Annotated in this window: 15 protein-coding genes; 7 read left to right on the top strand and 8 right to left on the bottom strand. The window is 67.4% G+C overall.

The annotated features are described in order from the left end of the window. Positions 1 to 4: 4 nt before the first annotated feature. Positions 5 to 3,304 (bottom strand): ankyrin repeat domain-containing protein, encoded by a 3,300-nt coding sequence (locus IB225_RS17760; RefSeq protein WP_192313352.1) that lies wholly within the window; start codon positions 3,302 to 3,304, stop codon positions 5 to 7. Beyond that, a complete protein-coding gene (locus IB225_RS17755; protein WP_192313349.1) occupies positions 3,297 to 3,554 on the bottom strand; it encodes a YcgL domain-containing protein in 258 nt (85 codons plus the stop codon). Before IB225_RS17755 ends, IB225_RS17760 begins: the two co-directional genes overlap by 8 nt. Before the next feature lie 163 nt (positions 3,555 to 3,717). Between IB225_RS17755 and IB225_RS17750 the strand changes: the two genes are divergently transcribed. Genes IB225_RS17750 through hemF form a run of 3 tightly spaced genes read left to right on the top strand, consistent with a single transcriptional unit; the run spans position 3,718 to position 7,594 of the window. Then, positions 3,718 to 6,081, top strand: coding sequence for a S9 family peptidase (locus IB225_RS17750; RefSeq protein ID WP_192313346.1), 2,364 nt, complete (start codon positions 3,718 to 3,720; stop codon positions 6,079 to 6,081). A gap of 3 nt (positions 6,082 to 6,084) precedes the next feature. Continuing rightward, on the top strand, positions 6,085 to 6,654 hold the full coding sequence (locus IB225_RS17745) for a hypothetical protein (RefSeq protein WP_192313332.1): 570 nt from the start codon (positions 6,085 to 6,087) through the stop codon (positions 6,652 to 6,654). A gap of 10 nt (positions 6,655 to 6,664) precedes the next feature. After that, positions 6,665 to 7,594 (top strand): oxygen-dependent coproporphyrinogen oxidase, encoded by a 930-nt coding sequence (gene hemF / locus IB225_RS17740; protein WP_192313329.1) that lies wholly within the window; start codon positions 6,665 to 6,667, stop codon positions 7,592 to 7,594. Positions 7,595 to 7,653: 59 nt separating this feature from the next. Here the strand turns inward: hemF and IB225_RS17735 are convergent, their stop codons facing one another. After that, positions 7,654 to 8,166 (bottom strand): YetF domain-containing protein, encoded by a 513-nt coding sequence (locus IB225_RS17735; RefSeq protein ID WP_192313326.1) that lies wholly within the window; start codon positions 8,164 to 8,166, stop codon positions 7,654 to 7,656. Between the two features lie 369 nt (positions 8,167 to 8,535). After that, on the bottom strand, positions 8,536 to 11,313 hold the full coding sequence (polA, locus tag IB225_RS17730; RefSeq protein WP_192313323.1) for a DNA polymerase I: 2,778 nt from the start codon (positions 11,311 to 11,313) through the stop codon (positions 8,536 to 8,538). Positions 11,314 to 11,419: 106 nt separating this feature from the next. Between polA and IB225_RS17725 the strand changes: the two genes are divergently transcribed. Further along, a complete protein-coding gene (locus IB225_RS17725) occupies positions 11,420 to 11,713 on the top strand; it encodes a DUF2782 domain-containing protein (protein ID WP_192313319.1) in 294 nt (97 codons plus the stop codon). Positions 11,714 to 11,723: 10 nt separating this feature from the next. Here IB225_RS17725 and IB225_RS17720 read toward each other — a convergent pair whose 3' ends face one another. The 4 genes from IB225_RS17720 to IB225_RS17705 all read right to left on the bottom strand — a co-directional run bounded on the left by IB225_RS17720 (position 11,724) and on the right by IB225_RS17705 (position 15,627). Next, positions 11,724 to 12,170, bottom strand: a complete 447-nt coding sequence (locus IB225_RS17720; RefSeq protein WP_192313316.1) for a universal stress protein — start codon at positions 12,168 to 12,170, stop codon at positions 11,724 to 11,726. Between the two features lie 80 nt (positions 12,171 to 12,250). Beyond that, complete coding sequence (gene uvrD / locus IB225_RS17715; RefSeq protein ID WP_192313313.1) at positions 12,251 to 14,452, bottom strand: DNA helicase II; 2,202 nt, start codon at positions 14,450 to 14,452, stop codon at positions 12,251 to 12,253. 49 nt (positions 14,453 to 14,501) lie between these two features. After that, on the bottom strand, positions 14,502 to 15,002 hold the full coding sequence (locus IB225_RS17710; protein ID WP_345776644.1) for a GNAT family N-acetyltransferase: 501 nt from the start codon (positions 15,000 to 15,002) through the stop codon (positions 14,502 to 14,504). Positions 15,003 to 15,006: 4 nt separating this feature from the next. After that, positions 15,007 to 15,627, bottom strand: coding sequence for a TIGR00645 family protein (locus IB225_RS17705; RefSeq protein WP_192313307.1), 621 nt, complete (start codon positions 15,625 to 15,627; stop codon positions 15,007 to 15,009). A 109-nt stretch (positions 15,628 to 15,736) separates the two neighbouring features. On the opposite strand from IB225_RS17705, the gene IB225_RS17700 reads away from it, so the two are divergent. From IB225_RS17700 to IB225_RS17690, 3 genes are all read left to right on the top strand, one after another. Continuing rightward, on the top strand, positions 15,737 to 16,453 hold the full coding sequence (locus tag IB225_RS17700; protein WP_192313304.1) for a glutathione binding-like protein: 717 nt from the start codon (positions 15,737 to 15,739) through the stop codon (positions 16,451 to 16,453). A gap of 64 nt (positions 16,454 to 16,517) precedes the next feature. Then, on the top strand, positions 16,518 to 18,743 hold the full coding sequence (locus tag IB225_RS17695) for a S9 family peptidase (RefSeq protein WP_192313301.1): 2,226 nt from the start codon (positions 16,518 to 16,520) through the stop codon (positions 18,741 to 18,743). 20 nt (positions 18,744 to 18,763) lie between these two features. Further along, on the top strand, positions 18,764 to 19,201 hold the full coding sequence (locus tag IB225_RS17690; protein ID WP_192313298.1) for a cytochrome c oxidase assembly factor Coa1 family protein: 438 nt from the start codon (positions 18,764 to 18,766) through the stop codon (positions 19,199 to 19,201). The last annotated feature ends 20 nt before the right edge of the window (positions 19,202 to 19,221 follow it).

Genomic DNA, 19,221 nt, shown 5'->3' with positions numbered 1-19,221 from the left:
CGCGTCAGCCGCGGTCGCGCAGGAAGCGCGCCATCGAGGCGCCGGCGCCCGGCGTGGCGGGTACGAACTCCGCCGCCACATCGATGAAGCCTCGCATCACCGCGATTTCGCGCGGCGTGCGGTTCAACGTGTCGCGCAGCTCCGGATCGGCACCGGCACGCAGCAGGCGACTGACCACGCGCAACAGGCCGTGCAGCGACGCCAGGTGCAGCGGACCGAAGCCACGCGGGTCCTGCACGTCCAGCGACACGCCTTCGTCCAGCAGGCGCTCCAGGCCGGCCAGCACCACCTCTTCATCGCAGGCGGTGCCCGGTTCGGCGCGGGCGCCCAGCAGCAGGAGCAACGGCGTCACCGCGCCGGCCGCGGTCTGGTCGAACTCCGCGCCGGACAGCAGCAGCGTATCCAGCAGCGCGACCAGTCGCGGCTTCTCGCGGGCCGTGAAGCCGTAGAGCGCGGCGCAGTGCAGCGGCGTCAGCCCCTGCGCATCGCCGGCATGGACGTTGGCGCCCGCCGTGATCAGGCGCGCGGCGATCTCGGGCAGGCCGAGCGCGGCCGCGAGCATCAGCACGGTGACGCCACCGGGCAGGCGATGTTCGATGTCGGCACCGGCCGCGAGCAGCGCGCCGACGATTTCGACCTGGCGCATGCTCACCGCCGCCGACAGCGGCGTCGCGCCCGTGTTGGCGGCGCGTTGCGGATCGGCGCCCCGCGCGAGCAGCAGCTCGACCGTGGACGCAGCGCCACCACCCGCCGCGCGCAGCAGCGCGGTGCAGCCCTGGGCATCCGGCGAATCGACATCGAAACCGAGATCCAACAAACGGCGCACGGCATCGCGGTCGCCCGCCATTGCCGCGGCCGGCAGGTCCGCCGGACGCAGCGCGCGACGTGGCAACGACCACACGCGCCAGTCGAGCCAGTCGGCGAGATCACGACGGCCGCAGGCCAGTGCGACGCCCAGCGGTGTCTGCCCGTCGGCGGCACGGGCATCGGGCGACGCGCCCTTCGCGATGAGCTGCTTGAGTGCGGTCTCGCGCCCCAGCACGGCCGCCAGGTGCAGCGCCGTCATGCCATGGCTGTCGCGCGCCTCGCGGTCCACGCCGATATCCAGCAGGCGGTCGAGCACGCGCTGCCAGCCCAGCCGCACGGCCAGCGACAGCGCGGGATCGCCTTGCGACGAAGACGCGAACGGATCGGCGCCGCGCTCGATCAGGTCGAGCGCACTGGACTCCAGCACACGCGCCGCCTGATCGTCCGCCGCGCAGGCCGCCATGAAGCGCGCGAGTCCACCGGCACCTGCGGGAGATACGCCGCGCGCGAGCAGCGTCGCCACGGCCGGCTGGCCCGCCGGCCCCTCGGACAGCAGCGCGAACAGCAGCGTGTCGCCATCGGCATTCCGGCTTTCCGCGTCGGCACCGTGGCGCAGCAGCCAAGACAGCCGCGCCGGGCGTTGCATGTCCTTGTCATGCAGCAGCGCGCCGAGTTCTTCGCGCGAGCTCAGGCGCGCCAGTGCATCGAGTCCGTCGAACTGTCCGCTTGCCAGTCCTTCCCGCAGCAGCGCCGACGGCGCGCGGTCGGGGGGTGTTTCGTCGTCGGCCGCCGCAACGGCCGTCGGCAGTGCGTAACCGGGATCCAGCGCGGACACGAGTGCCCAGCGACCGGCTTCCGCCGCGACATCGACCGCACGTCGGTCCTGCGCATCAGTAGCGGCCGGGTCCACGCCCCATTCCAGCAGGCGACGCACCAGCACCGGCGACGCGAGCTCGGCCGTGCAGGCCAGCATCAGCGCGGTGCGGCGCTCGGCATCCACCGCGTGGCGATCGGCACCGGCGTCCGCCAGCTTTTCCAGCACCGTCAGGTGTGCGCCGCGCGCCGCGTCCAGCCAGGGCGTGCGCTGCTGTCCATCGCGCGCGTGCACGTCGGCGCCGGCCGCCAGCAGGGTAGTGGCGATCTCGGCATGGCCGGCGAACGCGGCCTCGTGCAGCGCGCTGCGGCGCTGTCCATCGCGCGCATCGACCTTGGCCTTGTGCTTGAGCAGCAGCTGGACGCCGGCCGGATCGTCTTCTTCCGTCGACGCGGCCGCCAGCAGCACCGGTTGTCCGCCTTGCGGATCCGGCCGCGCGCCGCGCTCGAGGAGGAACTTGGCCAACCGCCAGTTGCCTGCCACGCAGGCCACGCCCAGCGGTGTGAGACCGTCGTGGTTCAGCGCATCCAGTTCCGCCGCCGCGTCGCGCAGCAGCGCCACCACGCCGGGATCGGAGCTGCGGGCAGCATGGTGCAGCGGCGTGTTGCCATCGGCATCGGCGATGCGCGGATCGGCACCGTTGGCCAGCAGCGTGGTGACCGCATCGGGCCGGCCATGCCAGCTGTCGCGGGTTGCCGCGAGCAGCGGGGTGACGCCGGCATGCGCATGGTTGAGGTCGACGCCGTGCGCGATCAGCGTGCGCAGCAGGCGCAGATCGGGCAGCACGGCCGCCAGCGCGCCGAGGCTGCGCTGGTCGCGCGCGCCCTCCGCCGGCAATGCGTGCGCGTCAGCGCCGGCGTCGATGAATTCCAGTGCGCGATCGACGCGTCCGGTGCGGGCCGCTTCGAACAGCGCCTGTTCCAGGTCCAGATCCTGCGCGGGGTGTTCGCCTGCCGTCGTAACAACAGGCACCTCGCCGTCGTCGCTATCCGGCATTTCCACCACCGGCAGCACGCCCGCGCCATCGAGACGCTGCACGCCCCAGTGCAACAACGGCAGCAGCAGCGCATACGCCAGCGCGGAACCCGTGCGCGCTGCCTCGGGCACCAGGCCGGGCCAGGCCAGGCAGAGACCGCCACCGACCGCGAGCGCGAGCAAGGTCGCCACGGCCAGACCACGCCAGGCGTGGAAGTCGCGCTCCACCAGGCCCCGCCAGTGCGCGGACAGGGCGCCGCCATCGCGTTCCAGCCCATGCCAGAGCGGCCAGGTGCGCCACAAGCCGACGATGACGGCGCCGACCACCGCGCTGACGCCCAGCGCCGCCGGCAGGCTGCCGCTGTCGTGCAGGGACGCCAGGGGCCAGGCCAGCAGCGCGGCGCTGCCGACGAACGCGACCGCCCAGGCCAGCAGCAGCGCCGGCAGGTCTTCGCGCCATGCGCGGGCGGGCGCCAGCACCCGCGTGCCGCGCAGCCACGAGACACCCAGCGCAACGGCAGGCTGCGCCAGGCAGGCGGTGAGCGCGGCGATCACGCCCCCCGCCCAGCCACCGACGCCCGCCAACAGCAGGCCGGCCAGCAGGGTGGCGATGGCAATGGGGCGGGTCTGCAGGCGCGACTCAGGCATCGGCACGAACGCGGGGATCGGGTTGCGGCGGGAACTGGATGTGGAAGCCGCGCGCCGACAGGTTTTCGCGGACCACGGCGGCATCCTCGCGTGCCAGTTTCCGGTCAGGGGTCAGGGCCACTTCCAGCACGAACGACAGATCACCCAACTGGGTACGCAACGGTTCCGGCACGAGGGTGAAGTCGTCGCGCTTCGCCAGGTAGACGAACGTGTCAGCCTTGCGCTGGCTCTTGTAGACGTAGGCTTGCATCCGCGCGTATCGCGCCCCGCGTGTGGACAAGCGGGGATTGTGCGGGAAATGCCTTATGCGCGAAACCCGCACGCGTTCACGCCGAAGCATGACCATCGGCGGCCGGAGCCGCGTGGCGGGACTGGTACTCTTGGCCTCTTCACTTCGCACTAACGGATGCCCGATGCGCCCCGCCCTGCTCGCCTTGCTGCTGCCGCTCGCCCTCGCCCCGTCGGCGATGGCCCAGACCTCCGCGCCGCTGACGATCGAACAGGCCATGGCCGAGCCGGACTGGATCGGTCCGCCGGTGGAGCGCGCCTGGTGGGCCTGGGACGGCCGGCAGGTGCAGTACGATCTCAAGCGCGACAGCAGCCTCGTGCGCGATACCTTCGAACAGAGCCTGGACGGCAGCGCCGCGCAGCGCGTCGGCGACGACCGGCGCGCGACGCTGGACGCCGCGAATCCGGTCTACGACACCGGTCGCCAGCGGATGCTGCTGTCGCGCAACGGCGACCTGTTCGTACGCGACCTGCGCAGCGGCGCACTGACCCAGGTCACCCGCACCAACGAGGCGGAACAGCAGGCACGCTTCGCCCAGGACGGCGCCGTCATCTGGCGCGCGGGTGCCACCTGGTATCGCTGGACCGCAGGCAACGGCACGTCGACGGTCGCCGAACTCAAGACCGAACGCGATCCGCTCGCACCGCCCAAGGCCGACGCCCTGCGCGAACAGCAGCTGCGCACCATCCGCACACTCGCCGAAGACCGCGCCCAGCGCGAAGCCGCCATGAAGCAGGCCGAGACCTGGCGCAAGGCCGATCCCACCCGTGCACCCGCACCGATCTACCTCGGCAACGAGGTCGAGATCGAATCCAGCTCGCTGTCGCCGAATGGCCGCTGGCTGCTGGTGGTGACGCGCAAGAAGGGCGCCGATGCGGGACAGGGCGGCAAGATGCCCAAGTACATCACCGAGTCCGGTTACGAGGAGTTCCAGGACGTGCGCACGCGCGTGGGTCGCAACGCGCCGCTGCCGCACGCACTGTGGCGGGTGGACCTGGCCGCCGGCAGCGTGAAGCCGCTCGCCTTCGATCCGCTGCCCGGCATCGACAAGGACCCGCTGGCCGCGCTGCGCAAGGCGGCCAACAAGGATCCGTTGAAGGGCAATCGCGACGTGCGCGTGGAGAACGACGGCGACGGCGGCATCGCCTGGACGAACGACGGCACGCAGGTCGCCGTGCAGATCCATGCGGTGGACAACAAGGACCGCTGGATTGCGACGGTCGATCTGGCGGACGCGAAGCTGCAGCCCCGCCACCGACTGACCGATACGGCATGGGTGAACTGGGGCTTCAACCAGTTCGGCTGGCTGCCCGACAACCGCACGCTGTGGCTACTGTCGGAAGAGTCCGGCTACTCGCATCTCTACACCGCGACCGGCGCCGAAAAGTTCCGCGCGCGCACCTCAGGCAAGTGGGAAGTCTCCGAACCCGAGATCGCTCCGGATGGCAACGGCTTCCTGTTCCTCTGCAACCGCGCGTGGCCGGGCGACTACGAAGTCTGCAAGCTCGATCTGGCCAGCAACCAGCTGCGCGAAGTCACTGCGCTGGATGGCGTGGAAAGCTTCAGCACGTCTCCGGACGGACGCCAGCTGCTGGTCCGCCACTCGCGCAGCTACACGCCGGCGCAACTGTCGGTCGTGGGTATCGAGGGCGGTGACGCGAAGGCGTTGACCGACACCCGCACCGCCGCCTTCAAGGCCCGCGAGTGGATCGAACCCCAGTACGTCCAGGTACCGTCCAAGCACGGCGCAGGCGTGGTGTGGGGCAAGTACTACGGCCCGAAGACGATGGAACCGGGCAAGCGCTATCCCATCGTGATGTTCGTGCACGGCGCGGGCTACCTGCAGAACGTCAGCGCGCGCTATCCCAACTACTTCCGCGAGCAGATGTTCCACCACCTGCTGGTGGAGCGCGGCTACATCGTGCTCGACCTGGATTACCGCGCCAGCGAAGGCTACGGCCGCGACTGGCGCACGGCGATCTACCGCAACATGGGCCACCCGGAACTCGAGGACTATCTGGACGGTCTGGACTGGCTGGTCGAACAGAAACAGGGCGACCGCGACCGCGCCGGCATCTACGGCGGCAGCTACGGTGGCTTCATGACCTTCATGGCGCTGTTCCGCGAACCCGGCAAGTTCAAGGCCGGCGCCGCGCTGCGGCCGGTGGTGGACTGGACGCAGTACAACCACGAGTACACCAGCAACATCCTCAACACGCCGGAATTGGATCCCGAGGCGTACCGCGCTTCGTCGCCGATCGAGTACGCCGCCGGCCTGCAGGACCACTTGTTGATTGCGCACGGCATGATCGACGACAACGTGTTCTTCAAGGATTCGGTGGTGCTGACGCAGAAGCTGATCGAACTGCGCAAGGACAACTGGGAACTGGCGGCTTATCCGCTGGAGCGCCACGGCTTCACGCGCTCGGATTCCTGGCTGGACGAGTACAAGCGCGTGCTCAAGCTGTTCGAGCAGAACCTGAAGTAACCGATGGCGCCCGCTCCGGCCAGCACCACCGGTTCGGCTTTCGTCACCGTCACGGCGAAGGTGTCGATCGCCATCGGCATCTTCGCCACGCTTTACGCCGCGGTGCAGGTCATCGCGGCCCTGATCCTGCTGGGCCAGGTGGACAGCGATGCCGTGCTCGGCTTTCTGGCAACCCAGTCGGTGCCTGGACCCGTGCTGTGGGTGCTGACGCACCTGACCACGATCGCCGTCGTCTTCCTCGCCGTGTGCGCCGCGTTCCTCGCCGTATCGGTGGGCCTGCTGCGCCGCCGGGCGTGGGGATGGTGGGGCTTCGTGCTCTTCATGGTCGTCGGCGCGGCCCTCAACTTCGTCGGAATCGCGGCCATCGACGGCACGTTCGCCTGGATACAGGCGCTGCCCCGCCAGCCGGGACTCGAACAGATGCAGGCGGAACTGGTGGCGCTGCGCCTGCTGACGCTGGCCACGCTGTGGGTAAGCGCGCTCGTGTTCGCAGTGCTGCACGCACTGGTGGTCTGGCAGCTCTGCCGGCCAGGCGTGCGGGCGGAATTCGGGATGCTTGGATCGCCCCGTTAGAATGCGCCGCATGAACGACATCACGCCCGTCCGCGACTATCTGACCGATCTGCAGGACCGCATCTGCGCTGCCATCGAAGCTGCCGATGGCAGCGCCCGCTTCCGCGAGGATGCATGGTCGCGACCGCCGGGCGATACGTCACCGATTCGCGGTGGTGGTCGCACGCGGATCCTGCGAGACGGTGCGGTGTTCGAACAGGCCGGCATCGGCTTTTCGGACGTGTCGGGCGACCGGCTGCCGCCCTCCGCATCGGCGCATCGTCCGGAACTCGCGGGCGCATCATGGCGCGCGGTCGGTGTGTCGCTGGTTTTCCACCCGCGTAATCCCTACCTGCCGACCACGCACGCCAACGTGCGCCACTTCCGTGCCGAGCGCGATGGCGAGACGGTGGCATGGTGGTTCGGCGGCGGCTTCGACCTGACGCCGTTCTATCCGGTCGATGACGATGTCCGGCACTGGCACCGCACCGCACGCGACCTGTGCGAGCCGTTTGGCGGCCAAGCGCGCTACGACGCGCACAAGCGCTGGTGCGACGAGTATTTCTTCCTCAAGCATCGCAACGAGACGCGCGGCGTCGGCGGACTGTTCTTCGACGACCTGAGCGAGGACTTCGACAAGGACTTCGCCTACCTGCGTGCCGTGGGCGATGGATTTCTCGACGCTTATCTGCCAATCGTCGCGCGCCGCAAGGATGCGGACTATGGCGAACGCGAGCGGCAGTTCCAGCTCTATCGCCGTGGACGCTATGTCGAGTTCAACCTGGTCTACGACCGCGGCACGCTGTTCGGCCTGCAGAGTGGCGGGCGCGCCGAGTCCATCCTGATGAGCCTGCCCCCGCTGGTACGTTGGGAGTACGGCTTCGCGCCGGAAGACGGCAGCGACGAGCAGCGACTGGCGGACTATCTGCGTCCCCGCGACTGGCTGAGCGAGCTGGCCTGAACTACGCTCTGGTAGGAGCGACGTAAGTCGCGATCGTGATCCCGATGCTCCGTCGCGACTTACGTCGCTCCCACGCCAGGGATTTCCTGCTGTCGCGGCACCACCGTGATGTGGCCATTGTTTTCCAGGACGGCCAAGCGGACATCGGCGATGTCCAGGCAACCGGCATCGCGCATCGCCTTCTCGAAGTCTTCGTGGCTGATCAGCTCTCTTCGCAGCACATCGCGATAGACCTGCCCGTCGCGGGCCAACAGCACGGGCACGCCTTCCACCCAGCGCTCCACCTTAGGCGAACGTGCCGATGCCAGGCCCACGATCCAGTTCAATGCGATCAGCGTGGCCGCAAGCAGCAGCCCGCCGCCCACCGAGGTGTCCTGGCCGAGCAACGCGTTCTGCACCGCATTGCCGAGCAGCACGACCAGCAGCATGTCGAAGGGCGTGAACTGGCCCATCGTGCGCTTGCCGGTCATGCGGATCATCGCCAGCAGGAGGAAATAGACCACGCAGGCCCGCAGCACGAAGGCCCACCAAGGCATGGCGAGATGGAACATGTCGTCGAACGTCGTGCTCATGCCTCACCCGCTGGCTCAGGGACTGAGCGCACGGTAGCGCACGCGGGGCTGGGCAAACGATGGGCAATAAAAAGCCCCGCAGACCAGGGGGAGATCGGCGGGGCCAGGGGAGCGGGACCTGGGGAGGGGTCGTCGCTCCGGGGGAGATCGCTCCAGGGGATGGGAGAGATCAGTGACAGACGTTGCATCTGTCACGGGCTATATGACCACTCCGCACATGGATGGTTCGTGAAGATTCCGGTTAAAAAACCGTAAGATTCAGGAGGAATTCATTTTATTGAACTCATCGGTATACAAATATACCTGACGGGATTTTCCTGAAGCTTGCGCAAGTCCATGTTCCGGAAGGGAAACCGTTTTCAGCCCCGTCTAATGGGCCTCTTCCCAGTTATCGCCGACCCCGCTATCGACCACCAGCGGGACGCTCAGTTGCGCCGCTGCCGCCATCCGGGCTGACGCCTCTTTCAGCAAAGTCGGCACGAATTCGGCTTCGGCCTCGAAGACCAGTTCATCGTGTACCTGCAGGATCATCAGGGCCTGCTCGCGATGTCCGGCCAGCCATGCATCCACCCCGATCATCGCGCGCTTGATGATGTCCGCCGCCGTCCCCTGCATGGGCGCATTGATCGCCGCGCGCTCGGCACCGGCACGCTGCCCCTGGGTGCCCTTGTTGATGTATTCCAGGTACAGGCGGCGGCCGAATACGGTTTCGACGTAGCCCAGCTCGCGCGCCTGCTGGCGGGTGCGCTCCATGTAGTCGCGCACGCCCGGATACCGGCTGAAATACAGCGCGATGTAATCCTGCGCCTCGCCGCGCGCGATGCCCAGCTGGCGCGCCAGGCCGAAGGCGCTCATGCCGTACATCAGGCCGAAGTTGATCGCCTTCGCGGCACGGCGTTCGTTGCCGGTGACGTCTTCCAGCTTCCGGCCGAACACTTCCGCGGCCGTCGCCTTGTGGATGTCCGCGCCCGACTCGAACGCGCGCACGAGACCAGGATCCTGCGACAGGTGCGCCATGATCCGAAGCTCGATCTGCGAGTAGTCGCAGGCGACCAGCTTGCGGCCGGGCGGCGCGACGAAGGCCTTGCGGATGCGGCGGCCATCGTCGGTGCGGATCGGGATGTTCTGCAGGTTGGGATCGGTCGATGACAGCCGCCCTGTCGCGGCGCCCGCCTGGTGGTAACTGGTGTGCACACGGCCGGTATCAGGATTGACCATTTCCGGCAGTTTGTCGGTATAAGTGCTGCGCAACTTGGCGAGGCCGCGATACTCGAGAATCACGCGTGGCAGCTCGTGCTGGTCCGCGATGGCTTCGAGCGCTTCCTCATTGGTGCTGGGCTGGCCGGTCGGCGTCTTCACCAGCACCGGCAACTTCAGCTCGTCGAACAAGAGCGCCTGCAGCTGCTTCGGCGAGTCGAGATTGAACGTGCGGCCAGCCAGCTCGGTGGCCTTCTGCTGCGCGGCCAGCATGCGCTTGGACAGGTCGGCGCTCTGGCGACGCAGTTCGTCGCCATCGATCATCACGCCATTGGCTTCGATGCGCGCCAGCACAGGAACCAGCGGCATCTCGATGTCGCGGTAGACGCTTTCGAGCCCCGGCTCGGACGCCAGCTTCGGTGCGATCACGCGGTGAAGCCTCAGCGTGATGTCGGCATCTTCGGCGGCGTAGCGAGTGGCGTCATCGACGGCCACCTGCGAGAACGGGATCTGCTTGGCGCCCTTGCCCGCCACCTCTTCGTACTTGACGGTGTCGTAGCCGAGGAAGCGCTTGGCCAGGCTGTCCATATCGTGGCGGTTGCTGCCGGCATTCAGCACGAAGCTCTCCAGCATCGTGTCATCCGCATACCCCTGTACCTCCACACCGTGCCGGCGCAGTACGTGCAGGTCGTATTTGCCGTGCTGGCCCAGCTTGCGCTTGCCGGGATCCGCCAGCACAGGCGTGAGCGCCGCAAGTACGGCGTCGCGATCGAGCTGCGGCGGCGCGCCGGGATAGTCGTGCCCCACCGGCACGTACACGGCCTTGCCTGTATCGGTCGCGAAGCTCAGGCCGACCAGATTGGCCTGCATCGGATCAAGGCTGTCGGTCTCGGTGTCGAAGGCGAACTCATCCGCTTTCTGCAGGCGTGCCACCAGCGCATCGAGCTGCGCGGGCTCCGTTACCGCCGCGTACTCGCCCGCCACGCCCAACGCGGGATCGACGGGCGCATCATCGGAGGTGGATGCAGAGACGCGTCCCGTGCCGCGCGCGCGGCCAGGCTCCTTCTCGGCCACCGACGCTGCGTCGATCGCGCCGCCTTCAAGCTCCTTCAGCGCCTGCTTGAAACCATAGCGCGCGTACAGTTCGCGCAGCTGCTCGACATGGCGCTCGCGAAGCTGCAGATCGGAGACCGTCTGCTCCAGCGCCACGTCCGTCTTGATGGTCGTCAGCTCGCGATTCAGCGGCAGGCGATCCAACGCATCGCGCAGGCTTTCGCCGATCTTGCCGCCGATCTTATCTGCGTTGGCGATCACGCCATCGAGGGTGTCGAACTCCGCCAGCCACTTGGCGGCCGTCTTGGGTCCGCACTTGGGCACACCGGGAATGTTGTCCACGGTGTCACCCATCAGCGCCAGGTAATCGATGATCTGGTCGGCGCGCACGCCGAACTTCTCGATCACCGCCTCGTCCGAGTCCAACCGGCTACCCGTCATGGTGTTGACCAGCGCCACGTGTGGCCGCACGAGCTGTGCCATGTCCTTGTCGCCGGAGGAGACGATTACCTCGATACCCTGCGCTGCACCCTGCAGCGCGAGCGTTCCGATGACGTCATCGGCCTCGACACCCGGCACCCGAAGAATCGGAAACCCGAGTGCGGTGACGATCTCCAGCAAGGGCTCGATCTGCATGCGCAGGTCGTCCGGCATCGGCGGGCGCTGGGCCTTGTATTCCGGATAGAGCTCGTCCCGGAACGTCTTGCCCGGCGCATCGACCACGAACGCGACATAGTCCGGCCGTTCCTTGAGGTACGCGCGCAGCATGTTCACCACACCGAACAGCGCACCGGTGGGAAATCCGTCCGGGGCGGTCAGTTCGCGACCCTGTGCCTTGATGGCGTGATAGGCGCGGTAGAGGTAGTTGTAGCCGTCGATCAGTACGAGTCGTTTCATGCGGACATTCTACGCCCCGCCCCTGCGCACGGCGTCACGTGCGTGGTGCCGCAATGGGCGCATAATCGGGCCAACACTCCCCCGATCGGACGCCCGCATGAACCGCATGACGACCCTTGCCCTGCCGTTGTCCTGCCTGTTGGCGATGGCGGGCTGCGCCTCGACCGGCAGCAACCCCGCCGATGTGGATCTCGCCAACGCCCAGGTGGCCGTGCGCACGGAGAAGAACGGCGACACCATCGAGGAGTACCGTGTGTCCGGCAACCTGCGCATGGTCAAGGTCACGCCCTCGCGCGGCGCGCCCTATTACCTGTACGACTCCGATGGCGACGGCCGCCTGGACAAGAGCAAGGACAACAGCGACGTCTCGCCGGTGTACTGGAAGCTCTACGGCTGGTGACAATCCGCGCTCAGCGGATCACCAGCACCGGCACACCACAGCGGGCGAGCACTTCGCTGGTCTGGCTGCCCAATAGCAGGCGACCCAGCGCGCGCCGGCCATGCGAGGCCATGACGATCAGATCGCAAGCTTCGCGTTCGGCCGTGTCCACGATCGCTTCCGCCGCATAGCGGTCGGCCACGTGCAGCAGTTGCGGCGTGACGCCCGCCTGTTGCGCCTGTCCGGTGACGGCATCCAGCACCTTGCGGGCGGCCTCGTCGCGGGCGTTCTGGAAATCCGGCAGCGAGGTCGCCACCGCGCTCCAGCCCAGCGCATCGTCGAAGCCGGTGTTGATCGGCTCACTGACCGTCAGCACCGTTGCCTTGGCCTGCAGTTGCCGGGCCAGCGCGAAGCCATGCTCCACACCCTTGGCGGCCCGCTCCGAACCGTCGGTCGCGATCAGGATATGCCGGTACATGCCGCACCTCATGGTGATGGGATGCGGCCATTACACGCGCGGCCGGTGTAGGGCGCCGTGATCTGGATCAATCGCGACGGTTACACCGCCTGAAGGTTCGCGTAGGCCAGCACCAGCCACTTGCTGCCTTCACTGTCGAAGTTGACCTGGACACGCGCATGCGCGCCGCTGCCCTCGTAATCGGTCACTACGCCATGGCCGAACTTCGCATGCGTGACGGTCTGGCCCAGCTTGAGCCCCGGCGTTTCCAGGCTCGCGTGGCCCGGTGTGGCGCGGGTCGCGAAACCCGATGCCGGCCGACTGACCTGCACACGCGGCCGCACCTCGTTGATCAGGCTCGCCGGAATCTCGCGCAGGAAGCGCGACGGGATGCCATACATGTCCTGGCCATGCAGGCGGCGCGCTTCGGCATAGCTCAGCACCAGCTTCTGGCGTGCGCGCGTGATGCCCACGTAGGCGAGCCGACGCTCTTCTTCCAGCCGTCCGCTCTCGTCCAGCGAGCGGTTGCTGGGGAACAGGCCTTCTTCGAGGCCTGCGAGGAACACCAGCGGGAACTCCAGGCCCTTCGCCGAATGCAGGGTCATCAGTTGCACGCCGTCCTCGCCCGCCTCGACCTGCCCCTCACCGGCCTCCAGCGCCGCGTAGGACAGGAACGCCACCAGCTCGCTCATGCCTTCCTGACCATCTTCTTCCGCGGCGATGTCCTCGCGACGCACGAAGCGCGAGGCCACCGACACCAGTTCGTCGAGGTTCTCGGTGCGGGATTCGGAATCCAGTCCGCCCCGGCTTTCGCGCGCCCAGTGCTCGCGCAGGCCGGACCGCGCGAGGACATGGTCGACGCGTTCGGCCAGCGTCATCTCGGCGGTCTCCTCCGCCAGCTGGTCCACCAGCGCGGCGAAGGCCGCCAGGGCGTTGCGTGCGCGACCCGCAAGCTCGCTGCCCTGTGCTGCCAGCGAGGCGGCCCCCCATAGCGACACGCGCGCACCACGCGCGAGCCGGCGCACTTCATCCAGCGTGCGTTCGCCGATGCCGCGCGTGGGCGTGTTGACCACGCGCTCGAAGGCGGCATCGTCGGCACGGTTGGCCATGAGGCGCAGGTAGGCCAGCGCATCCTTGATTTCGGCACGCTCGAAGAAGCGCATGCCGCCATAGACGCGATACGGCACCTGCTCGGACAGCAGCGCCTCTTCGAAGGCGCGCGACTGCGCGTTGCTGCGGTAAAGGATGGCGGCGTCACCCAGACTCCCGCCGTCGCGCACCCACTGGCGGATGCGCTCGACGACGAAGCGCGCTTCGTCCATCTCGTTGTAGGCCGCGTAGAGATCGATCGGCTCGCCGTCACCGGTGTCGGTCCACAGCTGCTTGCCGATGCGTCCCGGGTTGTGTGCGATCACCGCATTGGCTGCGCCCAGGATGTTGGCACTGGAGCGGTAGTTCTGCTCCAGCCGGATGGTCCGCGCGGACGGATAGTCGCGCAGGAACTGCTGCATGTTCTCGACCTTCGCACCGCGCCAGCCGTAGATGCTCTGGTCGTCGTCGCCGACCACGAAGACGTGCCCGGTGTCACCCGCGAGCACGCGCACGAAGGCGTACTGGATGGCATTGGTGTCCTGGAACTCGTCCACCAGGATCTGCCGGAAGCGCGTGCGGTAGTGGGCCAGCAACGCCGGCGTGTCGCGCAGCAGCTCGTGTGCACGCAGCAGCAGTTCGGCGAAATCGACCAGCCCGGCGCGATCGCAGCGCTCCTGGTAACCGGCATAGACCTGCCGGCGTACGTCCAGCCAGTCGTCGTTCGGCGCCGGCTGGATGTGCTCGGGCCGGCGGCCTTCGTCCTTCTGTTCGTTGATCCACCAGGTGAGCTGCTTGGGCGGGTACTTGCCCTCGTCCAGCTCCATCGCCTGCACCACGCGCTTGACCAGTCGCTGCTGGTCATCGCTGTCGAGCACCTGGAAGGTCTCGGGCAGCTTCGCTTCCTGCCAGTGCAGCCGCAGCAGGCGGTGTGCCAGGCCATGGAAGGTGCCGATCCACATGCCGCGACTGCCGGTGCGCAGCTGCAGGTCGGCACGCGCGCGCATTTCGCCGGCGGCCTTGTTGGTGAACGTCACCGCCAGGATGCCGTGGGTGGGCACGCCATGGACTTCGTTGAGCCAAGCGATGCGGTGGGTCAGTACGCGGGTCTTGCCGGAACCGGCACCGGCCAGCACCAGGTAATGTCCGGGTTCGGCGGAAACGGCGTCGCGCTGGGCGGGATTCAGGTCGTCGAGCAGGTGGGAAACATCCATCCGCCCATTTTACGGCCTGTAGCAGCCCACACCCTGAGACGCGGGCCGTTCAGGCCAGTTCGGCGACCTGCATGGACACCTGCTTGCGGCCTTCGTCCAGCCACTGCCGGCCGGTTTCGACGAAGCCGTGGCGCGCATGGAACAGGCGCGACGGCTCATTGGGCGGCACCACGTTGAACTCGCAGGTGATGCGTGGGATGCCGCGCTCGCGGGCGAAGGCGAACAGGTCGGCATACAGGCGCGACCCCAGCCTGTGTCCCTGCACCGACGCATCGACGACGATGCGGTCGACATAGAGGAAGTCCGCATGGCGCGCGGCGAACCAGCCGAAGTTGTCGTTGCGGTAGGCGGCGCCGGCACGCATCGCCAACAGGAAGGCGACGACGCGGCCGTCCAGCGCGGCTACGCGGTGGTAGGCCGACAGGGACGCAAGCTCGCGGACCCTGTCCGCATCCATCGGACTGGTATGACGGACCTCTGATTCGTTCAGCGCGACAATGGCGGCGATATCGCCCTCGTTCGCATCCCGGATCAGCGGTTCGGCCGTCACGGGATCAGTGCGCGGCGTGCTTGGCAGGAACTCCGCCATTCATCAGCTTGTCCGTCCACGCGATGCCGATCGCCGACAGGATGAAGACGCAGTGGATGATCGTCTGCCACAGCACGCCATCCGGCGTCAGCTGGGTGCATTGCGTGCTGGTGATCGCCATTTCGGCCTTCATCTGCGCCAGTTGCGCGGGCGTGCAGAACGGCAGGCCGTTTAGGGCGCCGGCCGCGATGAAGGTCTTCAGCAGGTGGATCGAGGAGATGCCGATGATCGCCATCGCCAGCTTCACCTTCAGCACCGATGCATTGACGTGGCTCAGCCACTCCGGCTGGTCGGGATGGCCTTCCAGGCGCAGGCGCGACACGAAGGTCTCGTAACCGCCGACGATCACCATGACCAACAGGTTGGAGATCATCACCACGTCGATCAGGCCCAGCACGATCAGCATGATCTCCTGCTCGCCAAGTCCAGGCGCGCGATGGATCAGATGCCACAGCTCCTTGCCGAACAGGAACACATAGACGCACTGCGCCACGATCAGGCCCAGGTACAACGGCAGCTGCAGCCAGCGCGATGCGAAGATCAGGCCGGGCAGGAAGGCGGGACGGGCGTTCGGCGAGGGGGACATGGGGGAACAGTCATTTCCAAGGATGGCGCAGGGTACCGGCCGGATTTGACGCTGCCAAGTCTGCGCGGACCGCTAGACTCGGAGGCCTCCCCCTGCTGTGGACTCCGCCATGATCGACCTCTATTACTGGCCCACGCCCAACGGCCACAAGATCACCCTGCTGCTGGAAGAGCTGGCCGAAGCCGGTGCGAAGCTCGATTACCGCATCGTGCCGGTGAACATCGGCAAGGGCGACCAGTTCAAACCGGAGTACCTGGCGTTCTCGCCCAACAACAAGATGCCGGCGATCATCGACCATGCGCCCGCCGACGGCGGCGAGCCGATCAGCGTGTTCGAATCCGGCGCGATCCTGCTGTACTTGGCCAACAAGGCCGGCCGCTTCTTCGGCACCGACACGCGACAGAAGGTGGCGGTGAACCAGTGGCTGATGTGGCAGATGGGCGGCCTGGGCCCGATGAGCGGGCAGTACGGCCACTTCACCGTGTACGCGCCGGAGAAGATCCCGTACGCCATCGATCGCTATACGCGCGAAGTACAACGCCTGCTCGGCGTGCTGGACACGCAGCTGGCGAAGCATGCCTTCGTCGCCGGCGACGATTACAGCATCGCCGACATGGCGATCCATCCGTGGGTCAACGCCTATGACAAGGCACCGCTGGACTTGTCGCCGTATCCGCACCTGCAGCGCTGGCAGGCCGCCATCGCGGCGCGTCCTGCCGTGCAGCGCGCGTACGCGCTGAAGACGCAGGTGAATCCGGATGCCGGCAAGCCGCTGACCGACGAGGAACGCAAGCTCCTGTTCGGCCAGGGCGCGACGAAGGCCTGAGGAACCCGCGCGGGCGTTCGCGGCATAATCCGGGGCTGACCGGCCCCGCCGCCCGAGAAATCCGATGCGCCTTGCCCTGTTCGCCCTGATGACCCTCGCCACTACCCTGCCCGCCCACGCCGAGAAGCTCACGCTGGAAGCCATCACCGGCAGCGCGCCGCTGTCGGGCCCCACGCTGATCAAGCCGCAGGTCGCGCCGGATGGGTCCCGCGTGACCTTCCTGCGCGGCAAGGACAGCGACCGCAACCGGCTGGACCTGTGGGAATACGACATCACCAGCAGGCAGACGCGCCTGCTGGTGGATTCGTCGGTGGTGCTGCCAGGCGATGAAGTGCTCAGCGACGAAGAAAAGGCGCGCCGCGAGCGCCAGCGCATCGCCGCGCTGTCGGGCATCGTCGACTACCAGTGGTCGCCGGACGGCAAGGCGCTGCTGTTCCCGCTCGGTGGCGAGCTGTATTTCTACGACCTCACCAGGTCCGGCAAGGACGCTGTTCGCAAGTTGACGAATGGCGGCGGCTTCGCCACCGATCCGAAGATCTCGCCGAAGGGCGGCTTCGTCAGCTTCATCCGCAACCGCAACCTGTGGGTCATCGCCCTCGCTGATGACAGGGAAGTGCAACTGACCCGCGACGGCAGCGACACGATCGGCAACGGCGTGGCCGAGTTCGTCGCTGACGAGGAAATGGACCGCCACACCGGCTACTGGTGGGCGCCGGACGATTCGGCCATTGCCTTCGCCCGCATCGACGAAACACCGGTGCCGATCCAGAAGCGCTACGAGGTCTATCCCGACCGCACGGAAGTGATCGAGCAGCGCTACCCGGCAGCCGGCGATCACAACGTACTGGTGCAGCTGGGCGTGATCGCGCCGAAGGCGGCCGCGAAGCCGACATGGATCGACCTTGGCGCCGAGAAGGACATCTATCTCGCGTGCGTGGACTGGCGCGATCCGCAGCGCCTGACCTTCCAGCGCCAGTCGCGCGACCAGAAGAAGCTCGAACTGATTGAGACCACGCTGGCCAGCGGCAAGCAGCGCACGCTGGTGGAAGAAACATCGAAGACCTGGGTGCCGTTGCACAACGACCTGCGCTTCCTGAAGGACGGGCGTTTCCTGTGGTCGTCGGAGCGTCACGGATTCGAGCATCTTTACCTGGCGTCGGAGGACGGTGCGGCGCTGTCGCAGCTGACCCATGGCGACTGGGTAGTGGACAGCCTGCTCGCCGTGGATGAGGGACGCGGCCTGGCCTACGTCAGCGGGACGCATGAGGGTGCCATCGAAGGCCACGTCTATGCCGTGCCGCTGTCGGGCGGCGAACCGCGCCGCCTGACGCAGGCGGCTGGCGTGCACGCCGCCAGCTTCGCGCGCAATGCCAGCGTTTTCGTCGACAGCTGGTCCAGCGACACCGTGCTGCCGCAGATCGAACTGTTCAAGGCCGATGGCACGAAGCTCGCGACGCTGCTGGAGAACGATGCCGCCGACGCCGGGCATCCGTATGCCCAGTATCGCGCCGCACACCAGCCGACCACGTTCGGCACGCTGACAGCGGCCGATGGCACCACGCCACTGCACTACAGTCTGATCAAGCCGGCCGGCTTCGATCCGAAGAAGAAGTATCCGGTCGTCGTGTTCGTCTACGGCGGCCCCGCCGCGCAGACCGTTACCCGCGCCTGGCCCGGCCGCAGCGACGCCTTCTTCAACCAGTACCTGGCCCAGCAGGGCTACGTGGTGTTCTCGCTGGACAACCGCGGCACGCCGCGTCGTGGGGCAGCGTTCGGCGGCGCGCTCTATGGCAAGCAGGGTACGGTGGAAGTGGACGACCAGCTGCGCGGCGTGGAATGGCTGAAGTCGCAGTCGTTCGTCGATCCGGCGCGCATCGGCGTGCACGGCTGGTCCAATGGCGGCTACATGACGCTGATGCTGCTGGCCAAGCACAGCGAGGCCTATGCCTGCGGTGTGTCGGGGGCGCCGGTCACCGACTGGGCGCTGTACGACACCCACTACACCGAGCGCTACATGGACCTGCCGAAGGCGAACGAGGCCGGCTACCGCGAGGCCAGCGTGTTCACCCACCTGGACGGCCTGCGCTCGAAGCTGCTGCTGATCCACGGCATGGCCGACGACAACGTGCTGTTCACCAACTCGACCAAGCTGATGAGTGACCTGCAGAAGCGCGGTACCCCGTTCGAGCTGATGACCTACCCGGGCGCCAAGCACGGCCTGCGTGGCAGCGACCTGCTGCACCGCTACCGGCTGACCGAGGACTTCTTCGCCCGCTGCCTGAAACCCTGATCCAACCCAGGAGCCCCGCGATGTCGACGCACGTCCCTGCAGCACCCGGCTGGTGGCAGCGCAACTGGAAGTGGTGCGTTCCCGTGCTGGTCGCGCTGCTGCTTGCCTTGTTCGCCGCCTGCGTCATCGGCTTCCTGGCGCTCATCTTCGGCGCCATCAAGTCCGCCGGCCCCTACCAGCACGCAGTGGCAAGGGCGCAAGCCGACCCTGCCGTGATCGCCGCATTGGGCGAACCGATTGCGACCGGCTGGTTCGTCCAGGGCAACATCAGCGTTGACGGCGCGAGTGGCAAGGCCGACCTGGCGATTCCGCTGGACGGCGCACGCGCCGACGGCACGCTGTATGTCGTTGCGGAAAAGCGCGCCGGCGAATGGCGCTACGAAACGCTGGCCGTGAATGTCGACGGCGGCGAACGCATCGTGCTGGAGGACGACGCGTCGCCCACGCCAGACCGCTGATTCCTCCGCAAGACCACACG

Origin of the sequence: Pseudoxanthomonas sp. PXM02, assembly GCF_014851805.1 — a bacterium.
Lineage (GTDB): Bacteria > Pseudomonadota > Gammaproteobacteria > Xanthomonadales > Xanthomonadaceae > Pseudoxanthomonas_A.
The sequence above is the reverse complement of the archived record's forward strand: the minus strand, read 5'-3'. Positions and strand labels throughout refer to the sequence as shown.

Excerpts from the sequence above, each read along its gene's own strand:
- IB225_RS17705 (WP_192313307.1), bottom strand. The coding sequence starts at position 15,627 with ATGTCCCCCTCGCCGAACGCCCGTCCCGCCTTCCTGCCCGGCCTGATC.
- IB225_RS17690 (WP_192313298.1), top strand. The coding sequence starts at position 18,764 with ATGTCGACGCACGTCCCTGCAGCACCCGGCTGGTGGCAGCGCAACTGG.
- IB225_RS17760 (WP_192313352.1), bottom strand. The coding sequence starts at position 3,304 with ATGCCTGAGTCGCGCCTGCAGACCCGCCCCATTGCCATCGCCACCCTG.
- IB225_RS17735 (WP_192313326.1), bottom strand. The coding sequence starts at position 8,166 with ATGAGCACGACGTTCGACGACATGTTCCATCTCGCCATGCCTTGGTGG.
- IB225_RS17745 (WP_192313332.1), top strand. The coding sequence starts at position 6,085 with ATGGCGCCCGCTCCGGCCAGCACCACCGGTTCGGCTTTCGTCACCGTC.
- IB225_RS17720 (WP_192313316.1), bottom strand. The coding sequence starts at position 12,170 with ATGTACCGGCATATCCTGATCGCGACCGACGGTTCGGAGCGGGCCGCC.
- IB225_RS17750 (WP_192313346.1), top strand. The coding sequence starts at position 3,718 with ATGCGCCCCGCCCTGCTCGCCTTGCTGCTGCCGCTCGCCCTCGCCCCG.
- uvrD (WP_192313313.1), bottom strand. The coding sequence starts at position 14,452 with ATGGATGTTTCCCACCTGCTCGACGACCTGAATCCCGCCCAGCGCGAC.
- IB225_RS17695 (WP_192313301.1), top strand. The coding sequence starts at position 16,518 with ATGCGCCTTGCCCTGTTCGCCCTGATGACCCTCGCCACTACCCTGCCC.
- IB225_RS17700 (WP_192313304.1), top strand. The coding sequence starts at position 15,737 with ATGATCGACCTCTATTACTGGCCCACGCCCAACGGCCACAAGATCACC.
- IB225_RS17755 (WP_192313349.1), bottom strand. The coding sequence starts at position 3,554 with ATGCAAGCCTACGTCTACAAGAGCCAGCGCAAGGCTGACACGTTCGTC.
- IB225_RS17725 (WP_192313319.1), top strand. The coding sequence starts at position 11,420 with ATGACGACCCTTGCCCTGCCGTTGTCCTGCCTGTTGGCGATGGCGGGC.
- hemF (WP_192313329.1), top strand. The coding sequence starts at position 6,665 with ATGAACGACATCACGCCCGTCCGCGACTATCTGACCGATCTGCAGGAC.
- polA (WP_192313323.1), bottom strand. The coding sequence starts at position 11,313 with ATGAAACGACTCGTACTGATCGACGGCTACAACTACCTCTACCGCGCC.